21 protein-coding genes are annotated in these 19,450 nt (G+C 67.7%); 3 read left to right on the top strand and 18 right to left on the bottom strand.

Annotation, left to right across the window (positions count from 1 at the left end; all coding sequences use genetic code 11):
* Nucleotides 1-25 precede the first annotated feature (25 nt).
* Together ASC83_RS17745 and ASC83_RS17740 are read left to right on the top strand one after the other, a co-directional pair.
* On the top strand, nt 26-595 hold the full coding sequence (locus tag ASC83_RS17745) for a PAS and helix-turn-helix domain-containing protein (RefSeq protein ID WP_056065521.1): 570 nt from the start codon (nt 26-28) through the stop codon (nt 593-595).
* Nucleotides 596-635: 40 nt separating this feature from the next.
* A complete protein-coding gene (locus tag ASC83_RS17740; protein WP_056065520.1) occupies nt 636-2,045 on the top strand; it encodes a diguanylate cyclase in 1,410 nt (469 codons plus the stop codon).
* A gap of 200 nt (nt 2,046-2,245) precedes the next feature.
* Here the strand turns inward: ASC83_RS17740 and ASC83_RS17735 are convergent, their stop codons facing one another.
* The 4 genes from ASC83_RS17735 to ASC83_RS17720 form a co-directional block, all read right to left on the bottom strand.
* Nucleotides 2,246-3,298 (bottom strand): zinc ribbon domain-containing protein, encoded by a 1,053-nt coding sequence (locus tag ASC83_RS17735; RefSeq protein ID WP_056065517.1) that lies wholly within the window; start codon nt 3,296-3,298, stop codon nt 2,246-2,248.
* Between the two features lie 118 nt (nt 3,299-3,416).
* Nucleotides 3,417-4,211 carry a DUF2145 domain-containing protein gene (locus ASC83_RS17730; RefSeq protein ID WP_156379558.1) on the bottom strand — a complete coding sequence of 265 codons (795 nt, stop codon included), beginning with the start codon at nt 4,209-4,211 and terminating at the stop codon, nt 3,417-3,419.
* A gap of 71 nt (nt 4,212-4,282) precedes the next feature.
* Nucleotides 4,283-4,768, bottom strand: a complete 486-nt coding sequence (locus tag ASC83_RS17725) for a hypothetical protein (RefSeq protein ID WP_200938973.1) — start codon at nt 4,766-4,768, stop codon at nt 4,283-4,285.
* 140 nt (nt 4,769-4,908) lie between these two features.
* Nucleotides 4,909-5,397: a YiaA/YiaB family inner membrane protein gene (locus tag ASC83_RS17720; RefSeq protein WP_056065512.1), complete on the bottom strand. Its 489-nt coding sequence runs from the start codon at nt 5,395-5,397 to the stop codon at nt 4,909-4,911.
* A 294-nt stretch (nt 5,398-5,691) separates the two neighbouring features.
* Between ASC83_RS17720 and ASC83_RS17715 the strand changes: the two genes are divergently transcribed.
* Nucleotides 5,692-6,873: a trans-acting enoyl reductase family protein gene (locus ASC83_RS17715; RefSeq protein ID WP_056065508.1), complete on the top strand. Its 1,182-nt coding sequence runs from the start codon at nt 5,692-5,694 to the stop codon at nt 6,871-6,873.
* A gap of 134 nt (nt 6,874-7,007) precedes the next feature.
* Here the strand turns inward: ASC83_RS17715 and ASC83_RS17710 are convergent, their stop codons facing one another.
* The 14 genes from ASC83_RS17710 to ASC83_RS17645 are packed head-to-tail and all read right to left on the bottom strand — an operon-like array spanning nt 7,008 to nt 19,447.
* Nucleotides 7,008-7,988 (bottom strand): NAD-dependent epimerase/dehydratase family protein, encoded by a 981-nt coding sequence (locus ASC83_RS17710; RefSeq protein ID WP_056065505.1) that lies wholly within the window; start codon nt 7,986-7,988, stop codon nt 7,008-7,010.
* Nucleotides 7,988-8,983, bottom strand: a complete 996-nt coding sequence (locus ASC83_RS17705; protein WP_056065502.1) for a fumarylacetoacetate hydrolase family protein — start codon at nt 8,981-8,983, stop codon at nt 7,988-7,990. Before ASC83_RS17705 ends, ASC83_RS17710 begins: the two co-directional genes overlap by 1 nt.
* Nucleotides 8,984-8,994: 11 nt before the next feature.
* Complete coding sequence (locus ASC83_RS17700) at nt 8,995-9,975, bottom strand: tripartite tricarboxylate transporter substrate binding protein (protein ID WP_235509408.1); 981 nt, start codon at nt 9,973-9,975, stop codon at nt 8,995-8,997.
* A gap of 13 nt (nt 9,976-9,988) precedes the next feature.
* On the bottom strand, nt 9,989-10,735 hold the full coding sequence (locus tag ASC83_RS17695) for an SDR family NAD(P)-dependent oxidoreductase (RefSeq protein WP_056065496.1): 747 nt from the start codon (nt 10,733-10,735) through the stop codon (nt 9,989-9,991).
* Nucleotides 10,732-11,703: a tripartite tricarboxylate transporter substrate binding protein gene (locus ASC83_RS17690; protein ID WP_056065493.1), complete on the bottom strand. Its 972-nt coding sequence runs from the start codon at nt 11,701-11,703 to the stop codon at nt 10,732-10,734. The genes ASC83_RS17695 and ASC83_RS17690 overlap by 4 nt, the downstream gene beginning before the upstream one ends.
* Nucleotides 11,700-12,281 (bottom strand): cupin domain-containing protein, encoded by a 582-nt coding sequence (locus tag ASC83_RS17685; protein ID WP_056065490.1) that lies wholly within the window; start codon nt 12,279-12,281, stop codon nt 11,700-11,702. The genes ASC83_RS17690 and ASC83_RS17685 overlap by 4 nt, the downstream gene beginning before the upstream one ends.
* A 15-nt stretch (nt 12,282-12,296) precedes the next feature.
* Nucleotides 12,297-13,094: a cyclase family protein gene (locus ASC83_RS17680; RefSeq protein ID WP_056065486.1), complete on the bottom strand. Its 798-nt coding sequence runs from the start codon at nt 13,092-13,094 to the stop codon at nt 12,297-12,299.
* 16 nt (nt 13,095-13,110) lie between these two features.
* Nucleotides 13,111-14,130, bottom strand: a complete 1,020-nt coding sequence (locus ASC83_RS17675; protein ID WP_082522513.1) for a tripartite tricarboxylate transporter substrate binding protein — start codon at nt 14,128-14,130, stop codon at nt 13,111-13,113.
* Nucleotides 14,127-15,287 carry an MFS transporter gene (locus ASC83_RS17670; protein ID WP_156379551.1) on the bottom strand — a complete coding sequence of 387 codons (1,161 nt, stop codon included), beginning with the start codon at nt 15,285-15,287 and terminating at the stop codon, nt 14,127-14,129. The genes ASC83_RS17675 and ASC83_RS17670 overlap by 4 nt, the downstream gene beginning before the upstream one ends.
* Before the next feature lie 12 nt (nt 15,288-15,299).
* Complete coding sequence (locus tag ASC83_RS17665) at nt 15,300-16,433, bottom strand: FAD-dependent oxidoreductase (protein ID WP_056065483.1); 1,134 nt, start codon at nt 16,431-16,433, stop codon at nt 15,300-15,302.
* A 16-nt stretch (nt 16,434-16,449) separates the two neighbouring features.
* Complete coding sequence (locus ASC83_RS17660) at nt 16,450-16,785, bottom strand: Rieske (2Fe-2S) protein (protein ID WP_056065480.1); 336 nt, start codon at nt 16,783-16,785, stop codon at nt 16,450-16,452.
* Nucleotides 16,786-16,794: 9 nt separating this feature from the next.
* Complete coding sequence (locus ASC83_RS17655) at nt 16,795-17,736, bottom strand: VOC family protein (protein WP_056065477.1); 942 nt, start codon at nt 17,734-17,736, stop codon at nt 16,795-16,797.
* A gap of 38 nt (nt 17,737-17,774) precedes the next feature.
* On the bottom strand, nt 17,775-18,947 hold the full coding sequence (locus ASC83_RS17650) for a S9 family peptidase (RefSeq protein ID WP_056065473.1): 1,173 nt from the start codon (nt 18,945-18,947) through the stop codon (nt 17,775-17,777).
* Between the two features lie 11 nt (nt 18,948-18,958).
* Nucleotides 18,959-19,447, bottom strand: coding sequence for a hypothetical protein (locus ASC83_RS17645; RefSeq protein WP_056065470.1), 489 nt, complete (start codon nt 19,445-19,447; stop codon nt 18,959-18,961).
* Nucleotides 19,448-19,450: the final 3 nt, after the last annotated feature.

Here is a 19,450-nt window from a genome sequence, read left to right as displayed (position 1 = left end):
CCGGCCTGCCGCACAATCCCGCCCCATGCCTACCGCCCTCCAAGCCCCCTTGAATGAAGCGCTGGAACTGGCCTTCAACCTGGCCCCCGTCGGCATGTGCGTGACGCGCGAGCGCTGCATCGAGATCTGCAACGACGCCTTTGCCCGCATGTTTGGCTACGAACAGGCCGAGCTGCTGGGCCAGCCGCTGGCGCCGCTGTATCCGTCGCTGGACGAATTCACCCACACCGGCAACCTGGGCCTGCCCGCCATGATGGACACCGGCAGCTACAGCGACGAGCGAGTGATGCGCCGCCGGGACGGCACGCTGTTCTGGTGCCATGTGGTGGGCCGCGCGCTGGACCGCGCCCAACCGTTTGCGCGCGCGGTGTGGATGTTTGAAGACATCTCGCACCGCCGGGTGGTCAGCACCCCGCTCACGGTGCGCGAGCGCGAGGTGGCGCAGCACATCGTCACCGGTGCCACCAGCAAGCAGATTGCCCGCCACCTCCACATCAGCCACCGCACGGTGGAGGCCCACCGGGGGCGGATCATGCGCAAGCTGGGGGCCACCAGCACGGGCGAATTGGTGGCCCTGCTGTTGGGCATGCCCTGACACCGGGGACAATCGGGGCCCGCACGCCTTCGCTGCCGACATGCCGCCCACCCTGCCCCGCCTCTTTGCTCCCGCCCGGACCGTTCCCCCGCCCGTGGCCTGGGCCGCCCTGGCGCTGTTGATATTCACCGCCTGCCTGGTGGGCATCTTTGCGCGTCCCATCGGCTTTTTGTCGGCGTTCTGGCCTGCCAATGCACTGCTGCTGGGGCTGCTGGTGCGCTACCCCCACCTGGCACGGCCACCCGCCTGGGTGGCGGCCGCAGTGGGCTATGTAGCGGCCGACCTGGCTACCGGCAGTGCCTGGGGCATGGCCTTGTGGCTCAACGCCGCCAACCTGCTGGGCGCCACCGCCGGCTGGCTGGTGCTGCGGGGGCTGGACGAGCCCATCCTGCGGCTGCAGCGCACGGTGGCGGCGCTGTACCTGCTGCTGGCAGCGCTGGTTGCCAGCGCAGTGGGTGCGCTGGCAGGCTGCGGCGCGGCACCGGTGTATTTCGACTCCCCGTGGACGGACCTGTTGTCGCTGTGGTTCAGCACTGAGCTGATGAACTACATGCTCATCGTGCCCGTGGTGCTGGCTGCGCCGCGCGCGACAGATCCTCCCTCGCACACCCAGGACACGCCCCTGTTCTGGCGCGTTGCGCCCGTCAGTTCGCTGGTGCTGGCCGAGGGCATCCGCACGCTCATCGGCGGGCCCGGCATGCTGGCTTTTGTGGTGCCCGGGCTGCTGTGGTGTGCGCTGAGCTACAGCGCCTTCACCTCCAGCCTGCTGTCGCTGGTGGTGTGCCTGTGGACCATGGCGGGCGTGGCCACCGGCGTGCTCAACTTCACGCCGGCCCATGCGGGCGATGTGTTCTCGCTGCGCGTGGGCGTCACGCTGCTGGCCCTGGGGCCCCTGGCCGTGGCCTGCGCCAGCGCGGCGCGCGCCGAGGCCCTGCGGCGCCTGCACCATGCCGTGCGCCACGACGACCTGACGGGCGTGCTGGCACGCCGTGCGCTGCTCAAGCAGGGCGATCGTCTGCTGGAGCGTTACCAGCGTGAATCCACCGGGCTGGCGGTGATGATGGTGGACGTGGACCACTTCAAGCAGGTGAACGACCAGCACGGACACGGTGCAGGCGACCGGCTGCTGGTCAGCATTGCGCAGACCATGGCGCGCGCACTGCGCGCCGACGACGTGCTGGGCCGCATGGGGGGCGAAGAGTTTGCCGCCGTGTTGCCCGGCGTGTCCCCCACCGAGGCCCAGGCCATTGCCGAACGGGTGCGCAGCGCCGTGGAACGGCAGGCACTGGATGCGACACGGGGTGGCCCCCAGCGGGCCACCGTCAGCATCGGCCTGGTGCACAGCGCCACACTGGGTGCGGATGCCGACATGGACACCCTGCTGCTGGCCGCCGACACGGCCCTGTACCGCGCGAAGGCCGAGGGGCGCAACCGGGTGATGGTGGGCTAGGGATGTCCTGCATAACTCCCTGCAGTCTGTGATAGCGCGGTCTCGGGCCATCCGCTGCGTTGCTTTTTTGGCCCATAGCCCCGCTATGGGCTGCAAAAAGACGCCTTGCGGCCTGTCCCGATCCGCACTACCACCGACCCGCGAGGGTTATGCAGGACATCCCTAGGTCACGCCGCGCAATGGCCCCAGCGCAGCCTGCCTCACTCCTGCGCCAGCTTCACACCCGCCCCGGTGCCGCAGGCATGGCAGAAACGTGCAAACGCGCTCTTGCGGGTGTTGCAGTGGCCGCAGTGGTCGAACAGGCCAATGCCGCAGTGCGGGCAAAAGTCGATCTTCTCGTTCTTCAGGTCCACGGGCCGCTCGCAGCCGGGGCACACGCTCTTGGCCAGACGGGCCAGAGCCACGTCGTAGCTCAGTTCCTTGCGGCGCTCCTGGTCGGGCAAGGCCTCGGCCAGCTTCTGGCGCTCCAGGTAGCGGTTGAGCGCCTGGATGGCGTAGCGCCCCACCACGGCCGTCACGGCAATGCCCACCACGTAGCGCACATAGCCGCCGTAGCTGGGCAGATAGGGCACCAGCTCCACAAAGAAGGCAAACAGCGCAAAGAAGATGAAGCCCCACACAAACGGCCAGTAGGTGCTCTTGCGCTTCTTGACGAACAGCCAGCCGGCGGCGGCCAGCAGCGGCAGCGTGAGGGCCAGGCGGTACAGGAACACGCGCAGCTCGACCTTGCGGCGCTCGGCGGCGAGCTTCACATAGCCGTCAGACTCCATCTGGTTGAGCTGCTCCTGCCGGGCGGCCGCCGCCTGGCGGGCATCAAGGGCAGCCTGCTGCTGCGTCTCCACCGCCTGCTGGGCCTTGCGCTCCACCAGCTTGAGGGCGTCGAGCGCCTGGGTGCGTGCGATCACCTCGGGGTCCTGGTCGGCCCGCTGCGTGGCGCTGCGCGTGGACAGCCAGTTGTTGAAGCTCTCTCGCTCGGCCTGCACCTCACTGCGCACCTTGCTGCGCTGCAGCTGGGCCTGCTCCAGCGCGGTCTGCGCGTCCTGTTCGGCCTGGCGCGCCGTTTTGACCTCGGCACGCAGCTTGTCGGCTGCGGCTTTGTCCAGAAAGTCGTCCACGCGCAGCGGGGTTTCGACCTTGGGTAGGTCGCCCACGATGGTGCCGCCCAGCCCGATGAGGAAGCTGGCAAACACCAGCGCCACCAGCCACAGGCCACGGCGGAACCATTTTTCGGACAGTCTCAGCGACTTGCTCATGTTCTTCTCCTCGGTGGCGCTGTGCGCCGGGTTGGGTGCGCGCGGTAGCGCACCGGCAAATGCTCTTCTTTTTATAGCTTTCAGCGCATGTATTGATTGCGCCTGCTGGCATTTTGATTCAATTTTTAATCGCCAGCACCACCGGTGTGGCTGCCAGCTGGGTGCGCTGCATCCATGCCAGGACTGAGTCGACGGTCACGGTCTCAATGCGGTCCGAGAACCGCTTTTCGTTCGGATGGTCGTCAAACGCAATGTTGGCCGACCCGACCCGCCCGCCCATGCGCGTGAGCGGCCCCAGCCTGAGCGTGGTGGGCTCATACCCCTTGAACTGCAGCCAGGCCTGCGCCTGGTCGCGCGAGCGCAAGGTGGCGGGCTCCATGGCCATCGCCAGGGTCTCCAGCGCCCACTGGTTGGACTGCTGGTATTTGCGGCTCCACGCGTAGCTGACCATGCTGTAGGGCGGGTGCTGCAGCGTCTTGGTGCGGCCCTTGTCCTGCAACACGGCCAGGAGGCGCTGCTGCACCTCGGGCGTGGGCACGGCGTACACGGCCTCGTAGCGCCACAGATCGTCCAGAAAGAATTCGCCCAGGCCCTGGCGGTACAGGTGGCCCACCGCCGTGCCACATTCGTTGAGCTTGTGCGCCACGCGCCACGGGCCTTCGGCCGTCTTGTAGGCCCAGCCAAAGTGCGAATAGCGCAGGCCGTATTTGGAGAGGTCCTGCCCCGCACGGGCCAGCGCCACCACCTGTGCGCCCGACTTGGCATGTTCGGCATCCAGCGCTACCGAGGTCTGCTCGGCCAGCTTCATGCCGCGCTCGATCACCTGCGGCGGCACGGGCTTGCGCGACTCGCACGAGCGGCCAGCGTGGGCCGGCGTGGCGGCCAGCAGCGCGACCCCAGCGAGGAACACCATGCCCACCACGGCAGGGATGCGCTGCGCGGGACTGCGGTCAAGGGTCAGGTTTCTCACCATCGTGCCGCTCCTCAAAGACGTTCGTTGTGCAGCAAGGCGCGGCCGATGGCATTGGGCACGAAGGCAATGGCCTCGCCTGCCGCCGACAGGATCACGCCCGTGCCGATCACGCTGCAGGTGACCAGGGTGCCCACGGCATAGGCCGATCCCGCCGCACCACGGCCGACCACCTCCACACTCACCTGCGCACCATCCGAGGCACGCTCCAGCAGGTACACCGTGCCCACGGCCGAGGCCTCCACCGCCCGCACCGTCAGCACCGCGCCGCCCACCGACAACGCCGCCGGCACCGTCACCACCGCACCGGCGGCCGCCGAGGCCACCGACGCCGTGCCCACCACCGAGGCCACGGGCAAAAGCGACAGCGCGGCAGAAGCCTCGCTCTGGGCACGGGCCGGCGCAGCAGCCACCAGGGCCGCACACACCACACCAGCGGCCAGCAGAGCGCGGGGCAGGCGAGCGGCAGAGCCCCACGAAGAAAACATGGCATTCATCATCATTCACTCCTCAGGGTACGGCCCGCCCACACCCAAGATGCGGAGCAGACCGGGTCGAAAGACCAGAAAGAACAAGAAAGAACCAGAAAGAAATTCGTCCAGAAGGGCGGCTGCTTGCCGCCTGTGCACACCGGGTGCGCTCAGTTCACGCTGCTGTTCTGGGCAGCGGCCTGGGCGGCTTCGCGGCGGCCTTGCAGGCGGGCGTCGAGCAGGTCGGCCTCATGGCGGTCGCGCAGCATCTTGGCCAGCGTGAAGGCGGTGGTGATCAGGTACAGCCAGCTCACGCCCAGGAACGCCTTGTAGGTCACGTTGATGTCCATGCTCAGCAGGCCCCAGCCCGTGAGGCCCATGGCCACCGCAAAGCCCCCCCACACCACCAGCTTCCACATGGGGGTGTCACCACCGCCACGGCGCGAGGCGCTTTCGTTGTCCCGCACAAACTTGGCCAGCACAAACGCGGCCGAGAGGCAGAACACGTAGCCCATCACCATGAACGCCTGCTCCAGCTGCTCGCCTGGCAGCCACGCCAGACCCACGGCGCACAGAAAAACCGCGATGCCGAACGAGACCCACACCTGCAGCTGCCAGGCCTTGGTGTCACGCTGAACAACGATGGGAGAAGAAGACATTGCTGTGGTGCCCTGAAGGGCGTTGGTTGAACACGGAACGAATGGTGCCCAGACGTAACTTGCGTGTCTGCATTGAACCGTAACAGTGGCCACCCGCAGGCTATCCGGTATCGTTTTACGGTACTTTTTCTCAGAAAATTCGGTGCAAGCCGTTGTTCAGGCCCTACGCGGCCCTCGCCACGCACCTGCGCGACAGAGGCAGCAGGCACGGCCACAGAGAATGGCAGCCTCTCCGGGCAAGGCAACTTCTGCCCGCCCCCGGACCTTGTACTTCTGACGGACGGAGCCCCCACCATGACCAAACCTTTTGACCTCGTCGTCCACGGCGCCACCGGCTTCACCGGCCGCCTGGTGGTCGAATATCTGCTGCAACGCTACCCCGCCGGCAGCGGCCTGCGCTGGGCCATGGGGGGCCGCAATGCCGACAAACTCGCCGCCGTGCGCGACGAAGTGGGCGCCCCCGCCGACACCCCACTGATCGTGACCGACACCAGCGACCCCGCCAGCCTGCAGGCGCTGATGGACGCCACGCGCCTGGTGCTGACCACCGTAGGCCCCTACCAGCTGTATGGCAACGAACTGGTGGCCGCCTGCGCCAAGGCCGGGGTGGACTATGTGGACCTGTGCGGCGAGCCCGCCTGGATGCGCCAGATGATCGACGCGCATGAAGCCGCCGCCAAGGCCAGCGGCGCGCGCATCGTGTTCTCGTGCGGGTTCGACTCGATCCCGTTCGACCTGGGCGTGTTCCTGCTGCAAAAGGAATTCCGCCACCGCTTCGGCCACCCCGCACCCCGCGTGCGCGGCCGGGTGCGCAAGATGAAGGGCACTTTCTCAGGTGGCACCGCCGCCAGCCTCAAGGCCACCATGGCGGCCGCTGCCACCCAGCCCGGTGTGCTGGACCTGCTGAAAAACCCCTTCTCGCTCACCCCCGGGTTTGAAGGTCCGCGCCAGCCTTCGGGCAACAAGCCCATGGTGGACGAGGCTTTGGGCGATGGCGTCTGGGTGGCCCCGTTCGTGATGGCCGCCATCAACACGCGCAATGTGCACCGCTCCAACTTCCTGCTGCAGCACGCCTACGGCACCGACCTTGTCTACGACGAAATGCTCATCACCGGCCCCGGCGAAAAGGGCGAGGCCATCGCCAACGCAGTGGCGGGCGACAAGTCGCTGGGCTCGGACAAGGGCCCCAAGCCCGGCGAAGGCCCTTCGCGCGAGGAACGCGAAAACGGCTTCTACGATGTGCTGTTTTTGGGCACCGACGACGCAGGCCACACCCTGCGCGTGGGCGTGAAGGGCGACCGCGACCCGGGCTATGGTTCCACCTCCAAGATGATCACCGAAGCGGCGGTGTGCCTGCTGCAGGAAGCCACGGAAACGCCTGGCGGCATCTGGACCACGGCCCCAGCGATGGGCGACCGGCTCATCGCGCGGCTGCAGGCGAATGCGGGCTTGGACTTCGCGGTCGAGACGCCCTGAACGCGCCGCAGACCAGCGCCCGCATCGGCTGAGGGCCCGGCGCGTCACGGGAGCGCTGCGGCACACGGCGCCGCCCACCAGTCCGGCGCCTGCCCCGCAGCGCGTCCCGTGGCGCGCCCTTTTTTTGTCGCCCCCTACTTCACTCCACCACCGCCCTGCAGCCCGCCCAGCACGCTTGTGACCAGGGACTGCAGCGAGCCGTCGTTCCGAAAACCGGCCGCCTCCGCGCGGGGCGTGTGCAAGGCGGGCAGGCGGCCGAACAGCGTTTCGATATGGGCCTCAGGCACATACCGAATCCACTCGGCCGGATCGGCATCCACCGCGCGGGCAATGGCCTGCACGACCTCTTCCACCGAAGAGCGCAGCACCGGAGGTTGCCAGCACCGTTCGGCCGGCAGGCCCTGCGCGGGCAGGCGCGCGGCATGCACCAGGTTGTCCAGACAACACTCCAGCGACATCCACCACGCCGTGGCCTGCGGCGACACGGGGCACATGTAAGCCTGCCGCGCCTGCAGGGCATGGAATATCTGGCTCATGAATGCGGAGCCATGGCCCGTTTCTGCCGGGGGCCGCGCCACGATGCCGGGCAGCCGCAGGCTGCGGCCATCGATATCGCCACGCCGGCTGTAGTCCGCCACCAGCAATTCCGCCATCCACTTGTGCACCCCGTAGCTGAGCGTGGGCTGCGGCCACTGGCGCTCATCGACCGCCTGGGCGCCCAGCGCGCCATACACCGCCACCGAGCTGGCAAACACCAGCCGCGGGACGGGTGCCCGCCCTGCGCGCACTGGGCGCGCAAGCCCTTCGCACAAGGCCACGGTATCCAGCAAATTGGCCTGCACACCCAGCGCAGGCTCACGCTCGGCCAGCGATCCCGGGACACTGGCCAGGTGGAATACGCAGTCGGGCGGATCGTCTTCCAGGGTTTCGAACAAAGCGCGATCGGCAAAGCTACCGACGTGCCATTGCACGCCCGGCGCGCAAGGCGCAGCAGGCCCGACGCGGTCCACCAGCGTCAATCGCAAGGGCGTACCGGGCACGAGTGGGGCGGACTGCAACCGCTCGGCCAGGGCGGCACCAATGAACCCGCCAGCACCGGTAACAACCACATGCATCAGCGTGCCCCCGTGCCTGCAGCCACCACGCGCTGGTGCACCACACCAAAAGGCCCCTCACGACCATCGGGCCAGCGCGCCTGCATGCGCACGGTATCGCCGTAGCGCATGAACGGCGTCTTGGCGGCGCCCTCGTCCAGGATCTCGATCACACGCCGCTCGGCCAGGCAGGCTGAGCCTGCATCGCGGGCCTGGTTGGACACGGTTCCCGAACCGATGATGGTGCCTGCCGTGAGCCGCCGTGTGCGGGCCGCGTGGGCAATGAGCTGGCAGAAGCTGAAGTTCATTTCGCCGCCATGCGGGTGGCCAAACCATTGGCCGTTGGAGTCCACATGCAGCCGCAGATGCACCCGCCCGTTCTGCCAGGCATCGCCCAGTTCATCCGGCGTCACGGCCAGCGGGGCAAAGCTGGTGGAAGGCTTGGCCTGCAAGAATCCAAAGCCCGTCTTCATTTCGTGCGGGCCCAGCGCGCGCAGGCTCCAGTCGTTGATCTGCACCACCAGGCGGACGCAATTCAATGCTGCTTCAGGCGTCACGCCCATGGGCACCGGGCCACAGACGACGCCGAACTCGCCTTCGAAATCGATGCCATCGGCTTCGCTGGCCATCGGTACGTCGTCGTGCGGGCCCAGAAAGTCGTCACTCGCGCCCTGGTACATGACAGGGATCGTGTCGAAATGCGGAATGGGCGGCGTGTTGAAGGCGCGCTCCATCAAGCGTCCATGGTTGAGGAACGCCGACGCATCCAGCCACTGCGGGCTGCGCGGCAAGGGGGCGCTGCATGCGGCGGGATCGAACGTAAAGCTGCCGGTTGCCGTGCCCGCCTCCAGCGCAGCAGCGCGCTCGCGCAGGGCGGGCTCTACAGCATCCCAGTTCTGCAAGGCTGCCAGCAAGCTGGTCGCTATCGGGGCGGTTTCGACGGCCTGCAAGCCGGTGGAAGAAACCAGTACCAGGCGGCCGTCCAGGCTGCCGTCTTTCAGAGTTGCAAATCGCATCGCCAGTCCTATCAGGAAGAAGGTGTTTCCAGTCGCAGCCCCGCCGCCCGGATCACGCGGGCATAGCGGTCGGTCTCTGCAGTCAGAAATGCGCCAAACTCACGCGCACTCTGGGTGGGGGCATCGGCACTGCCCAGCAGGGCCAGCTTTTCGCGCAGCTCGGGCTGGGCCAGGATGCGAACGCATTCGGCATTGAGCCGCGCGATGGCCTCGGTGGGAAGGGCTGCAGGCGCCAACAAGCCAAACCAGCCCGTGACCTGAAAGCCTGCCAGTCCCGGCGTTTCGGCCACGGTGGGCAGATCGGAGGGCAAGGCAGGCGAGCGCTGCGCGCCGGTCTGCGCCAGCAGGCGAATGCGCCCGTCCTTGACCATGGGGGCCACGGCCAGGGCGCTGTTGAACATGAGGTTCACCTGCCCGGCCGCCAGATCATTGAGGGCGGGCGCAGCGCCTTTGTAGGGCACGTGCAGCAACTGCACTCCGGCCTGCTGCGCCAGCATCTCGCCCGCCAGGTGCAGCACATTGCCGACCCCGGCCGATGCGTAGCTGACCTGCCCAGGCTTTCGCCGGGCAAGGTCCATCAGGTCGGACAGACTGCGCACCGGCAGGGCTGCAGGCACGGCAATCACCATGGGCCCGGGGCTGGCCACCAGGGCTACGGGGGCAAAGTCGCGCTGCGTGTCATACGGCAGCCGGGGGTAAAGGCTGCCGTTGATGGCGTGAGCGGCGCTGACCCACAGCAGCGAATGCCCGTCGGTGCTGCGGGCTACGGACTCCGAGGCAATGATGCCGTTGGCACCCGCGCGCGACTCCACCACCACCGGGCTGCCCAGGGCCAGGCCCAGCTTGTCGGCCAGCAGGCGGGCCACCAGGTCCGAACTGCCTCCGGCCGCGAACGGCAGGACGATGCGCAACGGCCGTGTGGGCCAGGTGGCTGCCCAGGTGCTCATGGGCAGCGCCAAGGCACTGGCCAGCAGGGTTCTTCGGTTCAGCATGCCGTGCATGGTTTCAACTCCCATCGCTGATGGTGGTGCCGCCGTCGACCACCAGGTTGTGTCCGGTCACAAAGGCCCCGGCGGGGCTGGCCAGCATGGCGACCACGCCAGCCACTTCCTCGGGTTCTCCGGCGCGCCGCAGCGGCGTGGCCTGGATGCGCCGCGCCATGAAGGCGTCGTCGGCCATGAGCCGCTCAGCCAACGGCGTGCAGATGAGGCCGGGCGATACGGCGTTGACCCGTACGCCCATGGGTCCCCATTCCACAGCCAGGTTGCGCGCCAACTGGGCCAGCGCCGCCTTGGTCAGCCCGTACAGGCCCATCGACCGGTTGCCGCGCAGGCCCGCGATGCTGGAGATGAGCACCGCGCTGCCGCCGCCCCGCGCTGCCATGCCAGGCAGCACCAAGGCACACAGCCGCGCTGCGGCGCACAGGTTGATGTCAAACACCTGCTGCCAGTCTGCATCGCTGGCATTGGCCAAAGGCCCCGCAGGCCCCTGGATACCGGCATTGCAGACAAGGATGTCCAGCGGCCCGGCGCGCTCCACCAGCGCAGCGATGGCCGCAGGCACCGCCATGTCGGCAGCGATACCGATGGCGTTGGGCAACGACGCAGCGACCTGCTCACAGGCCAGCGCATCGCGGTCAGAGACCACCACCCGGGCGCCCTGCTCGGCCAGGGTGCGCGCAATCGCCAGACCCAGGCCCTGGGTGGCCCCCGTAACCAGGGCGGTGCGACCCTGCAGATCAAAGAGACTCATTCGACCTTGATCCCGGCTTGGCGAATGGCCAAGCCCCATCGCTGCGATTCGCTCTGGATGAACTCGCCAAATGCAGAGGGCGCCAGCGGTGCAGGCTCCAGGCCCAGCGGCCGGTAGCGGCCCAGCACCTCAGGCGACTCCAGCGCCGCCACCACCGCCTTGTGCAGCACTTCGACCACCGGCGCAGGCGTGCCCGCGCGCACCATCACACCGTTCCAGCCCGGAGTGTCGAGGTCCGCATGCCCGGCTTCGGTCAGCGTGGGCACCTGGGGCAGCACCTGCAGGCGCAGCTCGCTGCCCACGCTGACCAGCGCGCGCAGCTTGCCTTCGCGCACCAGCGGCAAGCTGGATGCCACCACATCGCACATGAAATCCAGGCGCCCGGCCATCAGGTCCTGCAGCGCGGGCGCTGCGCCCTGATAGGGCACATGGGTCATGCGCGAACGCGTCTTGATGCGCAGCTGCTCGGTCCACACATGGGGCTGGCTGCCCTGCCCGTACGAGCCATAGTTGAGCCCATCACCCGCAGCCGCCGCGCGCAGCAGGTCGGCCAGAGTCTGGAACGGACTGCCCGCAGGCACGACCACGACCAGCGGCGACTTGAACAAGCGCGTCAGGGGAGCAAAGTCCTTGAGAGGGCTGAAGCTCAGCTTGGCGTACAGCGCTGGGTACATGGCCAGCGGGCCGATGTCTGCGTACAGCAAGGTGTGGCCATCGGCGGGCTGCTGCTTGACGTACTGAGCCGCCAGTTGCGCGGCACCTCCGGGCTTGTTTTCCACCACCACGGCTTGCTGCATGCGCTCTCCCAGCTTCTGCACCAGCAGGCGCGACATCGCGTCGCCGAAGCCCCCGGCCGGGTAGGGCACCACCCAGCTCAACGGGCGCGCGGGATACGGGGTTTGTGCCAACGCCCAGGGCGTCAGCGCTGCGGACGCTGCAGCGCCCAGCCATTGACGGCGCGTGCTCATGGCTGCTCCTTGGCAGGTGCGGCCACCGACGCATCAAAGCGCCCATCGACAAGCACAAACAGCATGCGGCACGGCGCACCCGAGCGGTTGGCCCAGGCGTGGTTGGTGCCCCGCTGCACCACGACACTGCCAGGGCGCAGCTGCACTTCGCCCTCATCCAGGATCAGCGTCAGTTCGCCTTCGATCACCACACCGTAGTCCACCGATTCGGTGCGGTGCATCAGCGGGTGGGGGGAGTCGGCCTTCACCGTAGACGCCGCAGCGTCGCCCACCTGGCGGAAGGCGTCGTGCATGCGTTCGGCACCGTAGGCCAGAAACTCCGGCGTGTCCGGCGGGATGTCCACAAACCGGAAGCGCGTTCCACCCTGCGGGGGCGGCAGCACCAGCGGGCCGAGCGTCGGGTCCGGGCCGTTGTCCACGACCGCGGGCGATTCGGAGGTGCTCCACACTTCGTGGAACACGGTGCCTGGGATGGCGGCGATCTCGACCACCGTGGGCAACGGCCCATCGCTGGCAATGATGGCCCGACCTTGCGCGTTGTGACCGGTAACCACGCGGTGGATGGATGGAAAACCCATGAACGAACTCCTGACTCAATCTTCAAAAATGGCGACCGCGCGCGTCCAGCCTGCTGAGGCGCCGCGGATCTTGTGGGGGAAGCAGCTGATGGTGAAACCCGTCGGTGGCAGCGCCTCCAGGTTGTGCAGCTTTTCCAGGTGGCAGTAGCCGATGTCGCGGCCCGCCTTGTGGCCCTCCCAGATCAGGGCCTTGTTGCCGGTTTCCGCCACGCGCTGGGCGGTGTATGAAAACGGTGCGTCCCAGCTCCAGGCGTCGGTGCCCGTGAGGCGCACACCGCGTTCCAGCAGGTACATGGTGGCCTCGTAGCCCATGCCGCAACCAGCGCCCAGGTAGTCCTTGTGCCCGTAGCGCGAGCCCGCGCGGGTGTTGACCACCACGATGTCGAGCGGCTGCAGTGTGTGGCCAATGCGGGCCAGCTCGGCCTGCACATCGGCAGCGGTGGCCACATAGCCATCGGGCAGGTGGCGGAAGTCCAGCTTCACACCCGGCTGAAAGCACCATTCCAGCGGCACTTCGTCAATCGTGATGGAGGGGCGGGCTCCGCCGTTCTTCGCGTCCTGCGTGGAGTGGAAGTGCCACGGCGCATCGAGGTGCGTGCCGTTGTGCGTGGTCAGCGTCACCCATTCGGCGGCAGCTGCTTCGCCATCCGGGTAGTCCTCAGGCCGGGTGCCCGGGATCATGGCCATGAACTCGGGCAGCGTGTCGGCGTGCTTCTGGTACGTGATCTTGGGCGCCAGGGGGGGCGGGTCGGAGAGGACATCGTTTTCCAGGTAGATGGAAAGGTCCACAAAGCGGCGTTGGGGTTTGGTCATGGCAGGGGTACAAAGCTCACTCAGGCACCACACCCACGGTGCGGGCGAGGGCCTGGTGGATCTGGATTTCGGATTGGTAGAAGTGGTCCAGGGCGGCCAGTGACAGAGGCTCCTGGGGCTCGGTGCCATTGGCGCGCAGAAAGCTCTGGACCTCGGTGTCGCGCAGGGCCACACCAAAGGCCTGGTGCAGGCGACGCACCGCCGCGTCGGGGGTATTGCGCGCCACCAGCAGCGCGCCCCAGGCGGTGTATTCAAAGCCCTTGAGCGCCGCAGACTGCTGGTTCAAGGGCGCGACGTGCGGCAGCAGCGCAGGCGCTTTGGCGGCGGTGCTGCCGAAGGCGCGCAGCTTGCCCGTCTCCAGCATGTTCAGCGCTGCGCCGCCCAGCGGCACAAAGGACAGATCGATCTGATTGCCCATGAGGTCTTGCACGACCGGTGGCACACCCCGGTACGGCACATGCACCAGCGGCACGCCACACAGGCGCGCCCACTGCGTCCCCATCAGGTGGATCATCGAACCTTGACCGATGTGCCCAAAGGTCAGCGGCTTGCCTGCGGCCGCCGCTTGCCGCGCCATATCCAGCAACTGTGCATGGGTGGTGGCGGGCATGTCGGCCCGGCCTGCCAGCACGTAGCTGGTCCGCCCCAGTGTGCCGATGGCGCGCATCTGCTCGGGCTGGTACCGCGCGCTGGCCAGTGACAAGGGGGTGAGAATGGGCTCGGTCTGCGACGCAACGACTACCGTTGCACCGTCGGCAGGCGCGTTCAGCATGCGCTGCACGCCGATGGAGCCACCGGCGCCTGGCAGGTTCTCGATGACGATGGTCTGGCCCAGCTCCCGCTGCATCACCGTCTGCAGCTTGCGGGCGAACACATCGCTGGGGTTGCCCGCAGGTTGGGGCACGATGAAGGTGATGTGGCGGCCGGACTCCGCTTGGACCCACGGCACAGCCATGCCTGCTGCAGCCGCCACTAGGCAGGCGCGGCGGCTGAGCCGGGGCTGCGTCCGCGCAAAGGCAACGGGGCTGCTGCTCATGCCATGCCTTTCACTGCGCCTGCAGTACCCGGGGCACGGTGGATGCGTGCAAATGCATAGACCGCCACTGCGTCAATCGCCAAGGCGGCCACCCCCAAGCTGCCATAGCCCCAGGCCTTGACCAGCGTGCCACCGAGGATGGGCCCAATGGCCGCACCAAACATCAGCATGGCAGGAGTCGCGGCCAGCGCACGGCCACTGGGGTCCAGCCGCGCCAGCACGCCAAAGGCAAAGGTGTGCGTGAAGATCATCACGGCCGCAAACACGGCGGCGGCCGCCGCATAGGGTGCAAACACGGGCGAGTTCATGATCACCACCACCAGAAAAGCCTGCAGCGCAGGTCCCGCCAGCAGCACGTTGCGGGCTGCCCAGCGCTTTTCCAGCACCGCAGCCAGGGCCGCAGGGAAGAGGTTGACCACCCCCAGGGCAATGAGCACCCCGGTGACCGCCTGCATGCCATAACCACGGTCGCTGCCCACGCGCTCCAGAAAGCTGAAGGTCATGGACTGCACCAATCCCAGGGCCGCGATGCCTGTCACGCCCCACCAGACGGCGGCAGGCAAAGGCGTGGCAGGCGTCCGTGAACGCTCCGCACCACCCGCTATGTCAGGCGCGGGAAACGCCACTGCCGCAGTCATCGCCCCCACCGCCATGACACCGGCAAACACCTGGAACAGCACCGGCCCGCCCTGCTGCGCCACCAGCACCGGCGTGCCGCCAAGGAACACGATGGCAAACACCCCCAGCGCCATGCCCACCAGCGCGAACAGGCGGTGGGGGTTCTGGCTGCGGGCGATGGTGCCATGCGTAACGCTCAGGGCCGCGCCCGCAGCCACCCCGGCAACGCCGTGCAACAGGGCCAGCAAGGCAAACTGTTGCGTGGTGGAGGCTGCGACAAATGCCACGGCAGCGCCAGCAAACCCTGTGGTAGCCACGCTGCGCCCACGCAGCAGCTGGAAGAACGGCGCCAGCAGCAGGCTGGCCGCGACCGCCCCGGCCAGAAACAAGGTAGCCAGCAGGCCCGCCTGCTGCGGGTCAAAGCGGTACACCGAGATCAGCGTGCCCACCCACACCGGCAACGCGACCAGATCGACCATGCCCGCGCAATGGCCCACCATCAGGGCCACGCGGCCCCGCAGCGAATTGGTTGTGATCATGGCGACCTCGCTTCAGATGGGCTCAGCCAACGCCATGAGGGACTCCCGCATGATGCGCGAGTGCTCTTCCTTGTCGCCGCCGTCGATCTCGATCTCGCCCAGGCGTGCCGAGTTCTCCACCACCATGCGGCAGCGCTCCCAGCGGCGGCTTTCAAAGGCCGCCAATGCAGCCGGCATGTCGCCCGCTGACTGCGCCAGTTCATCGGCCAGCACCAGCGCGTCCTCGATGCCGATGCAGGCGCCCGATGCAAGGTGGGGCGTGGTAGCGTGCACCGTGTCGCCGATCAACACCACGCGTCCGCGTGACCAGGGTCGGGGCATGAGCAGCCCCTCCAGCGGGCGGTACACGATCTGCGAGTCCGGGCCGATCTGGCTGCGGATAGCTTGCAGCGTGGGGGCAGTAAAGCCCTCCAGCAGCGCGCGCAGGGTGTCCACAAACGTCGCGGGATCGACATGGTCGTTGGTGGGGCGCGGCTCGGTGACGAAGAGGTACATCTCGGTCTTGGAGACCGGGTTCACGCCGGGTTTGATCTGGGGCCCCATCCACATGGTGGCCGTCTCGATCTCTGGCGGCCGGGGCAGCACGGCGCGCCACACCGCCTGGCCGCTGTAGCGCGGCCGTGGGGCGTTTTCAAACACGGCTTCGCGCACCTTGGAGTAGAGCCCGTCTGCGCCGATCACCAGGTCATAGCGCTGGCGCTGGCCGTCGGTGAAAGTCACCAGCACCCCGTCAGCCTGCTGGTCGATGGCAGCGAAGGTGCAGCCCAGACGGACATTGGCGCCCGCTGCGCGGGTGGCCTCGGCCAGGATGCGGGCCAGCACCGGGCGCAGGATGGCGCCGCCCCCCGGCACATCGTCGCCCGCAATGCGGGGCGTGGGCAGCGTGGCCACCAGGGGGCCATGGGGGAGGTGCAGGTTCACGCCGTCCGAGGCGTTGCCCTGGGCCAGAAAGGCCTCCAGAACACCCAGACGCCGCAGCGCCCGCAGCGTCGCGCCACCCAGGCTGATGCCGGCGCCATAGCTGCGCCAGCCCGGGTCGATCTCGACCAGATCCACCTTGGCGCCCTGCTTGCGCAGCTCAATGGCCGCTGCCATGCCGGAAAATCCGCCGCCAATAACCAGGATGCGTTGGGAAGATAGGCTCATGGGTTTGTCTCCTTGTTCATTTTTTTGGATTCGCCAGATGGACGTCGCCATTGGCTTGCAGGACCAGGGGTACGGGGGTGAGCGCATCGCCCAGGCACGGCCCCAGAGTGCACACCCCGGTGGCGATGTCAAACAGTGCGCCGTGGGCCGCGCAGACGATGCGGTCACCAGCCGCATTCAGATACCGGTCTTTGCGCCATGCCATCGGGACGCCATCGTGGGGGCAGACGTTGGCATAGGCATGCAAACGCAGGCCCTGCCGCACGACGATGACCGTGTCCTGGCCGTGGCCTGCGGGGTCAAAGCCCCGCGATGCGCCGTCGGGCAGGTCGCTCCAGTGGCACAGCTTCATGGTGCCGGCTCAATGGTGCGCCTGCGCTGGCGGCGGGCCCGAGGGCGCCCACTTCTCGCGGTGCTGGAACAGGAACAGCTGCGAGGCATCGGCGCTCATCGGCACCTCCCGCGGCGCCCAGGTGTTGTCGTGCTGGTCCATGTCTGCGTCGTATTCGACATGGCAGCCCAGGGGCGAGTTGAAGTACCAGAACCAGTTGCTGCCGAACCGGTGGCGCCCGGGGCCCCAGAAGCTCTGGTAGCCCTTCTCCACAAAGCGGGTACCAGCCAGCAGCAACTCAGTGGGGCCGCCCATGTGGAAGGTGAAATGCTCGCAGCCTTTCATGAACGGGGGCGTCTGGATCATGAACAGCGTGTGGTGGTCTTGCGTGCCCGCAGGGCGCAGGAAGGGGCCGACGCCTGTGAACCGGTCTGTGCAGACAAAACCCAGGCGGGCATAAAACGCCTCGGCCTTGGCCGCGTCCGGAACGAAGTACACGACATGCGACAGCGAGCGGGGTCGCGCCACCAGGTCTGGCGGCAGACCCAGCGCGTTGGGAGCCCGCTGCGGCGCGGCCCCGGGGGCGTTGACGGATTCGGCAGGCAGCGAAAGCGGCTTGCGCACGGTGACCTGGAACGCGAGGGCAAAGCCCAGGTCGTCCGTGGTGCGCAGCACGTCGCCCTGGCGCACCACCACGCGGTCGCGGGTCAGTTCGGCCTCGATGGCATCGAGCGTGGCCGCGTCGGCTACGCCGTAGATGGTTTCGCGCAGCAGGCTGGCTGTGCCCAGCGAAGGCGGCAACGCCGGGTCGTCCTGAGCGCGTATCTCCACGGCTGTCCCGTCCAGTGCCTCGAAGCGCCCGCCCTGTGCTGTCACCCCGACCGGGGTCAGCCCGTAGTCCGTCAGGTATTGCGCGCAGGCGGCGATATCGTCCACGCCAAAAACCAGCGCGTCGGGTCCAATGATGTTCATCTCTTGATCCTTTGTGGTGTTAGTGGTGCGGTGGGGCTTCAAGCCCTGCAGGCGGTGTGTCCGCCCAGGACTTCTGCCACCCAATCCGCGATGTAGTGGCCCGCATTGATGCTGTTGTCAAAGCTCGCGTGCTGCGAGCCGCCTTCGCGGTCGGTGAACACCTTGAGTTCTCGCCGGGGGCTGTTGACCAGCTGCTCGTAGGTGCGGTGCGCCCACTTCAGCGGGATTTGCGAATCACGCTCGCCGTGCGTGACCAGGAAAGGCACGCGGATCTTCTCGACCACGCCGTCCAGGTGCACGTTCTGCGCGATCCGCATGAAGTCGTCGATGTCCTTGGCACCCCATACCCAGCACACGTGGGCCCAGTAGTGCGGCACCGGGAAGTCGCCTTCTTTCTGCAAGCGGCGTTCTTGCACGTCCCGCCAGTCGTGGTTCGCGCCCCAGGCCACGCCGCAGGCGAAGCGCGGCTCCATCGCCACACTGCGCGGGCAGTAGTAGCCCCCCAGGGACACACCTTCGCAGCCGATGCGCTTCGGGTCCACGGCGGGGTGTTGCTCCAGCCAGTCCACCACGCGGCTGGCCCAGTGCTCGGTGTCGTACCGCGCGGTCAGTCCGTGAAGGCGCAGGGCTTCGCCGGTCCCTGGCTGATCCACCACCAGGGAGGACACGCCACGGTGGGCCAGCCACGCAGGCAGTCCGACCAGGTGCTTCATTTCCTTGGTCGAGTCCAGGCCGTTGAGCTGCACCAGAATCGGCGCCCGCTGGCCCGGCCGGAGCCCCTTGGCCGGGTAGTAGAGGGCAGAGAGGTGGGTTCCCTCGTACGGAATTTCGACGCGCTCCACCGGATCGCCCAGCAGGGCCGAGCCTTTGAGGAACAGCTCCAGTTCGCGGCGGTAGATGGCCAGGCGGCCCGGTGCGTTGTGCGCCTGCAGCCGCTCGGCGGTGATCAGGTAGCTCGCAGCGCGCCGGTACTTCTCACCGGCCGAAAGCATGCGACCCCGGGCTTCGTCTTCTTCAGCCATTCCGCAGAGCTTGTCGGCCATGCGCACCCAGGTCTCGCGAAAGGCCTGCGTGCCCGCAGCGTCCGGGGCCTTGGCGGCCTCTTGCAGGGGAGCGCACATCTCCTCGATCTCGCCGATGCGCGCGCCCATTTCAATGGCGAGATCGACGGACAGGTTCCAGACGTAGTTGGTGGGGAAATACTTGAACATCTATTTCAGACTCAGGGTTGGGAACTGCGGGGGCGCGGCGTGATGCCAATGCTGGCGAAGAAGCGGGCCGTGGCGGGGTCTGCGAAGTCCGGCACAAAGCGGAAGGCCCGGATTTGGCCGCCTTCGATGCGCAGCACATCGCTGCCGACGATGCGCTCCACGCCCGCCTTCTCGTACAGCGGGCTGCGCACCTCCAGCCGGGCGGTCAACTCACTGGCGCGCACCTCCACCGAAAGCACGGTGAGCCGTGCGCGCGGCTGCACCACGGTCTGGTCGATGTAGAGCGCCAGGCAGGTCGGGTTGTCCATCGGCGCAGTGCAAGCCGGGTAGTCCGATCGCTCGACATCCGGGGCGATCAGCGCACGCACCGCCCCCATGTCTGCCGCGTGCACGGCCTGCACATAGCGGTCGAAAACCGCCTGCAGCTCGGCGGGCGTGGCGGCATGGACGAGCGCGCAGGCGGCCAGCAGGGGCAACGCCATCAGAGATTTCTTGGTCATGGT

Source organism: Acidovorax sp. Root402, from assembly GCF_001425125.1.
In the GTDB taxonomy this organism is placed as follows: domain Bacteria; phylum Pseudomonadota; class Gammaproteobacteria; order Burkholderiales; family Burkholderiaceae_C; genus Acidovorax; species Acidovorax delafieldii.
Note: the sequence above shows the minus strand (reverse complement) of the source record. Positions and strands in the feature narration are given on the sequence as shown.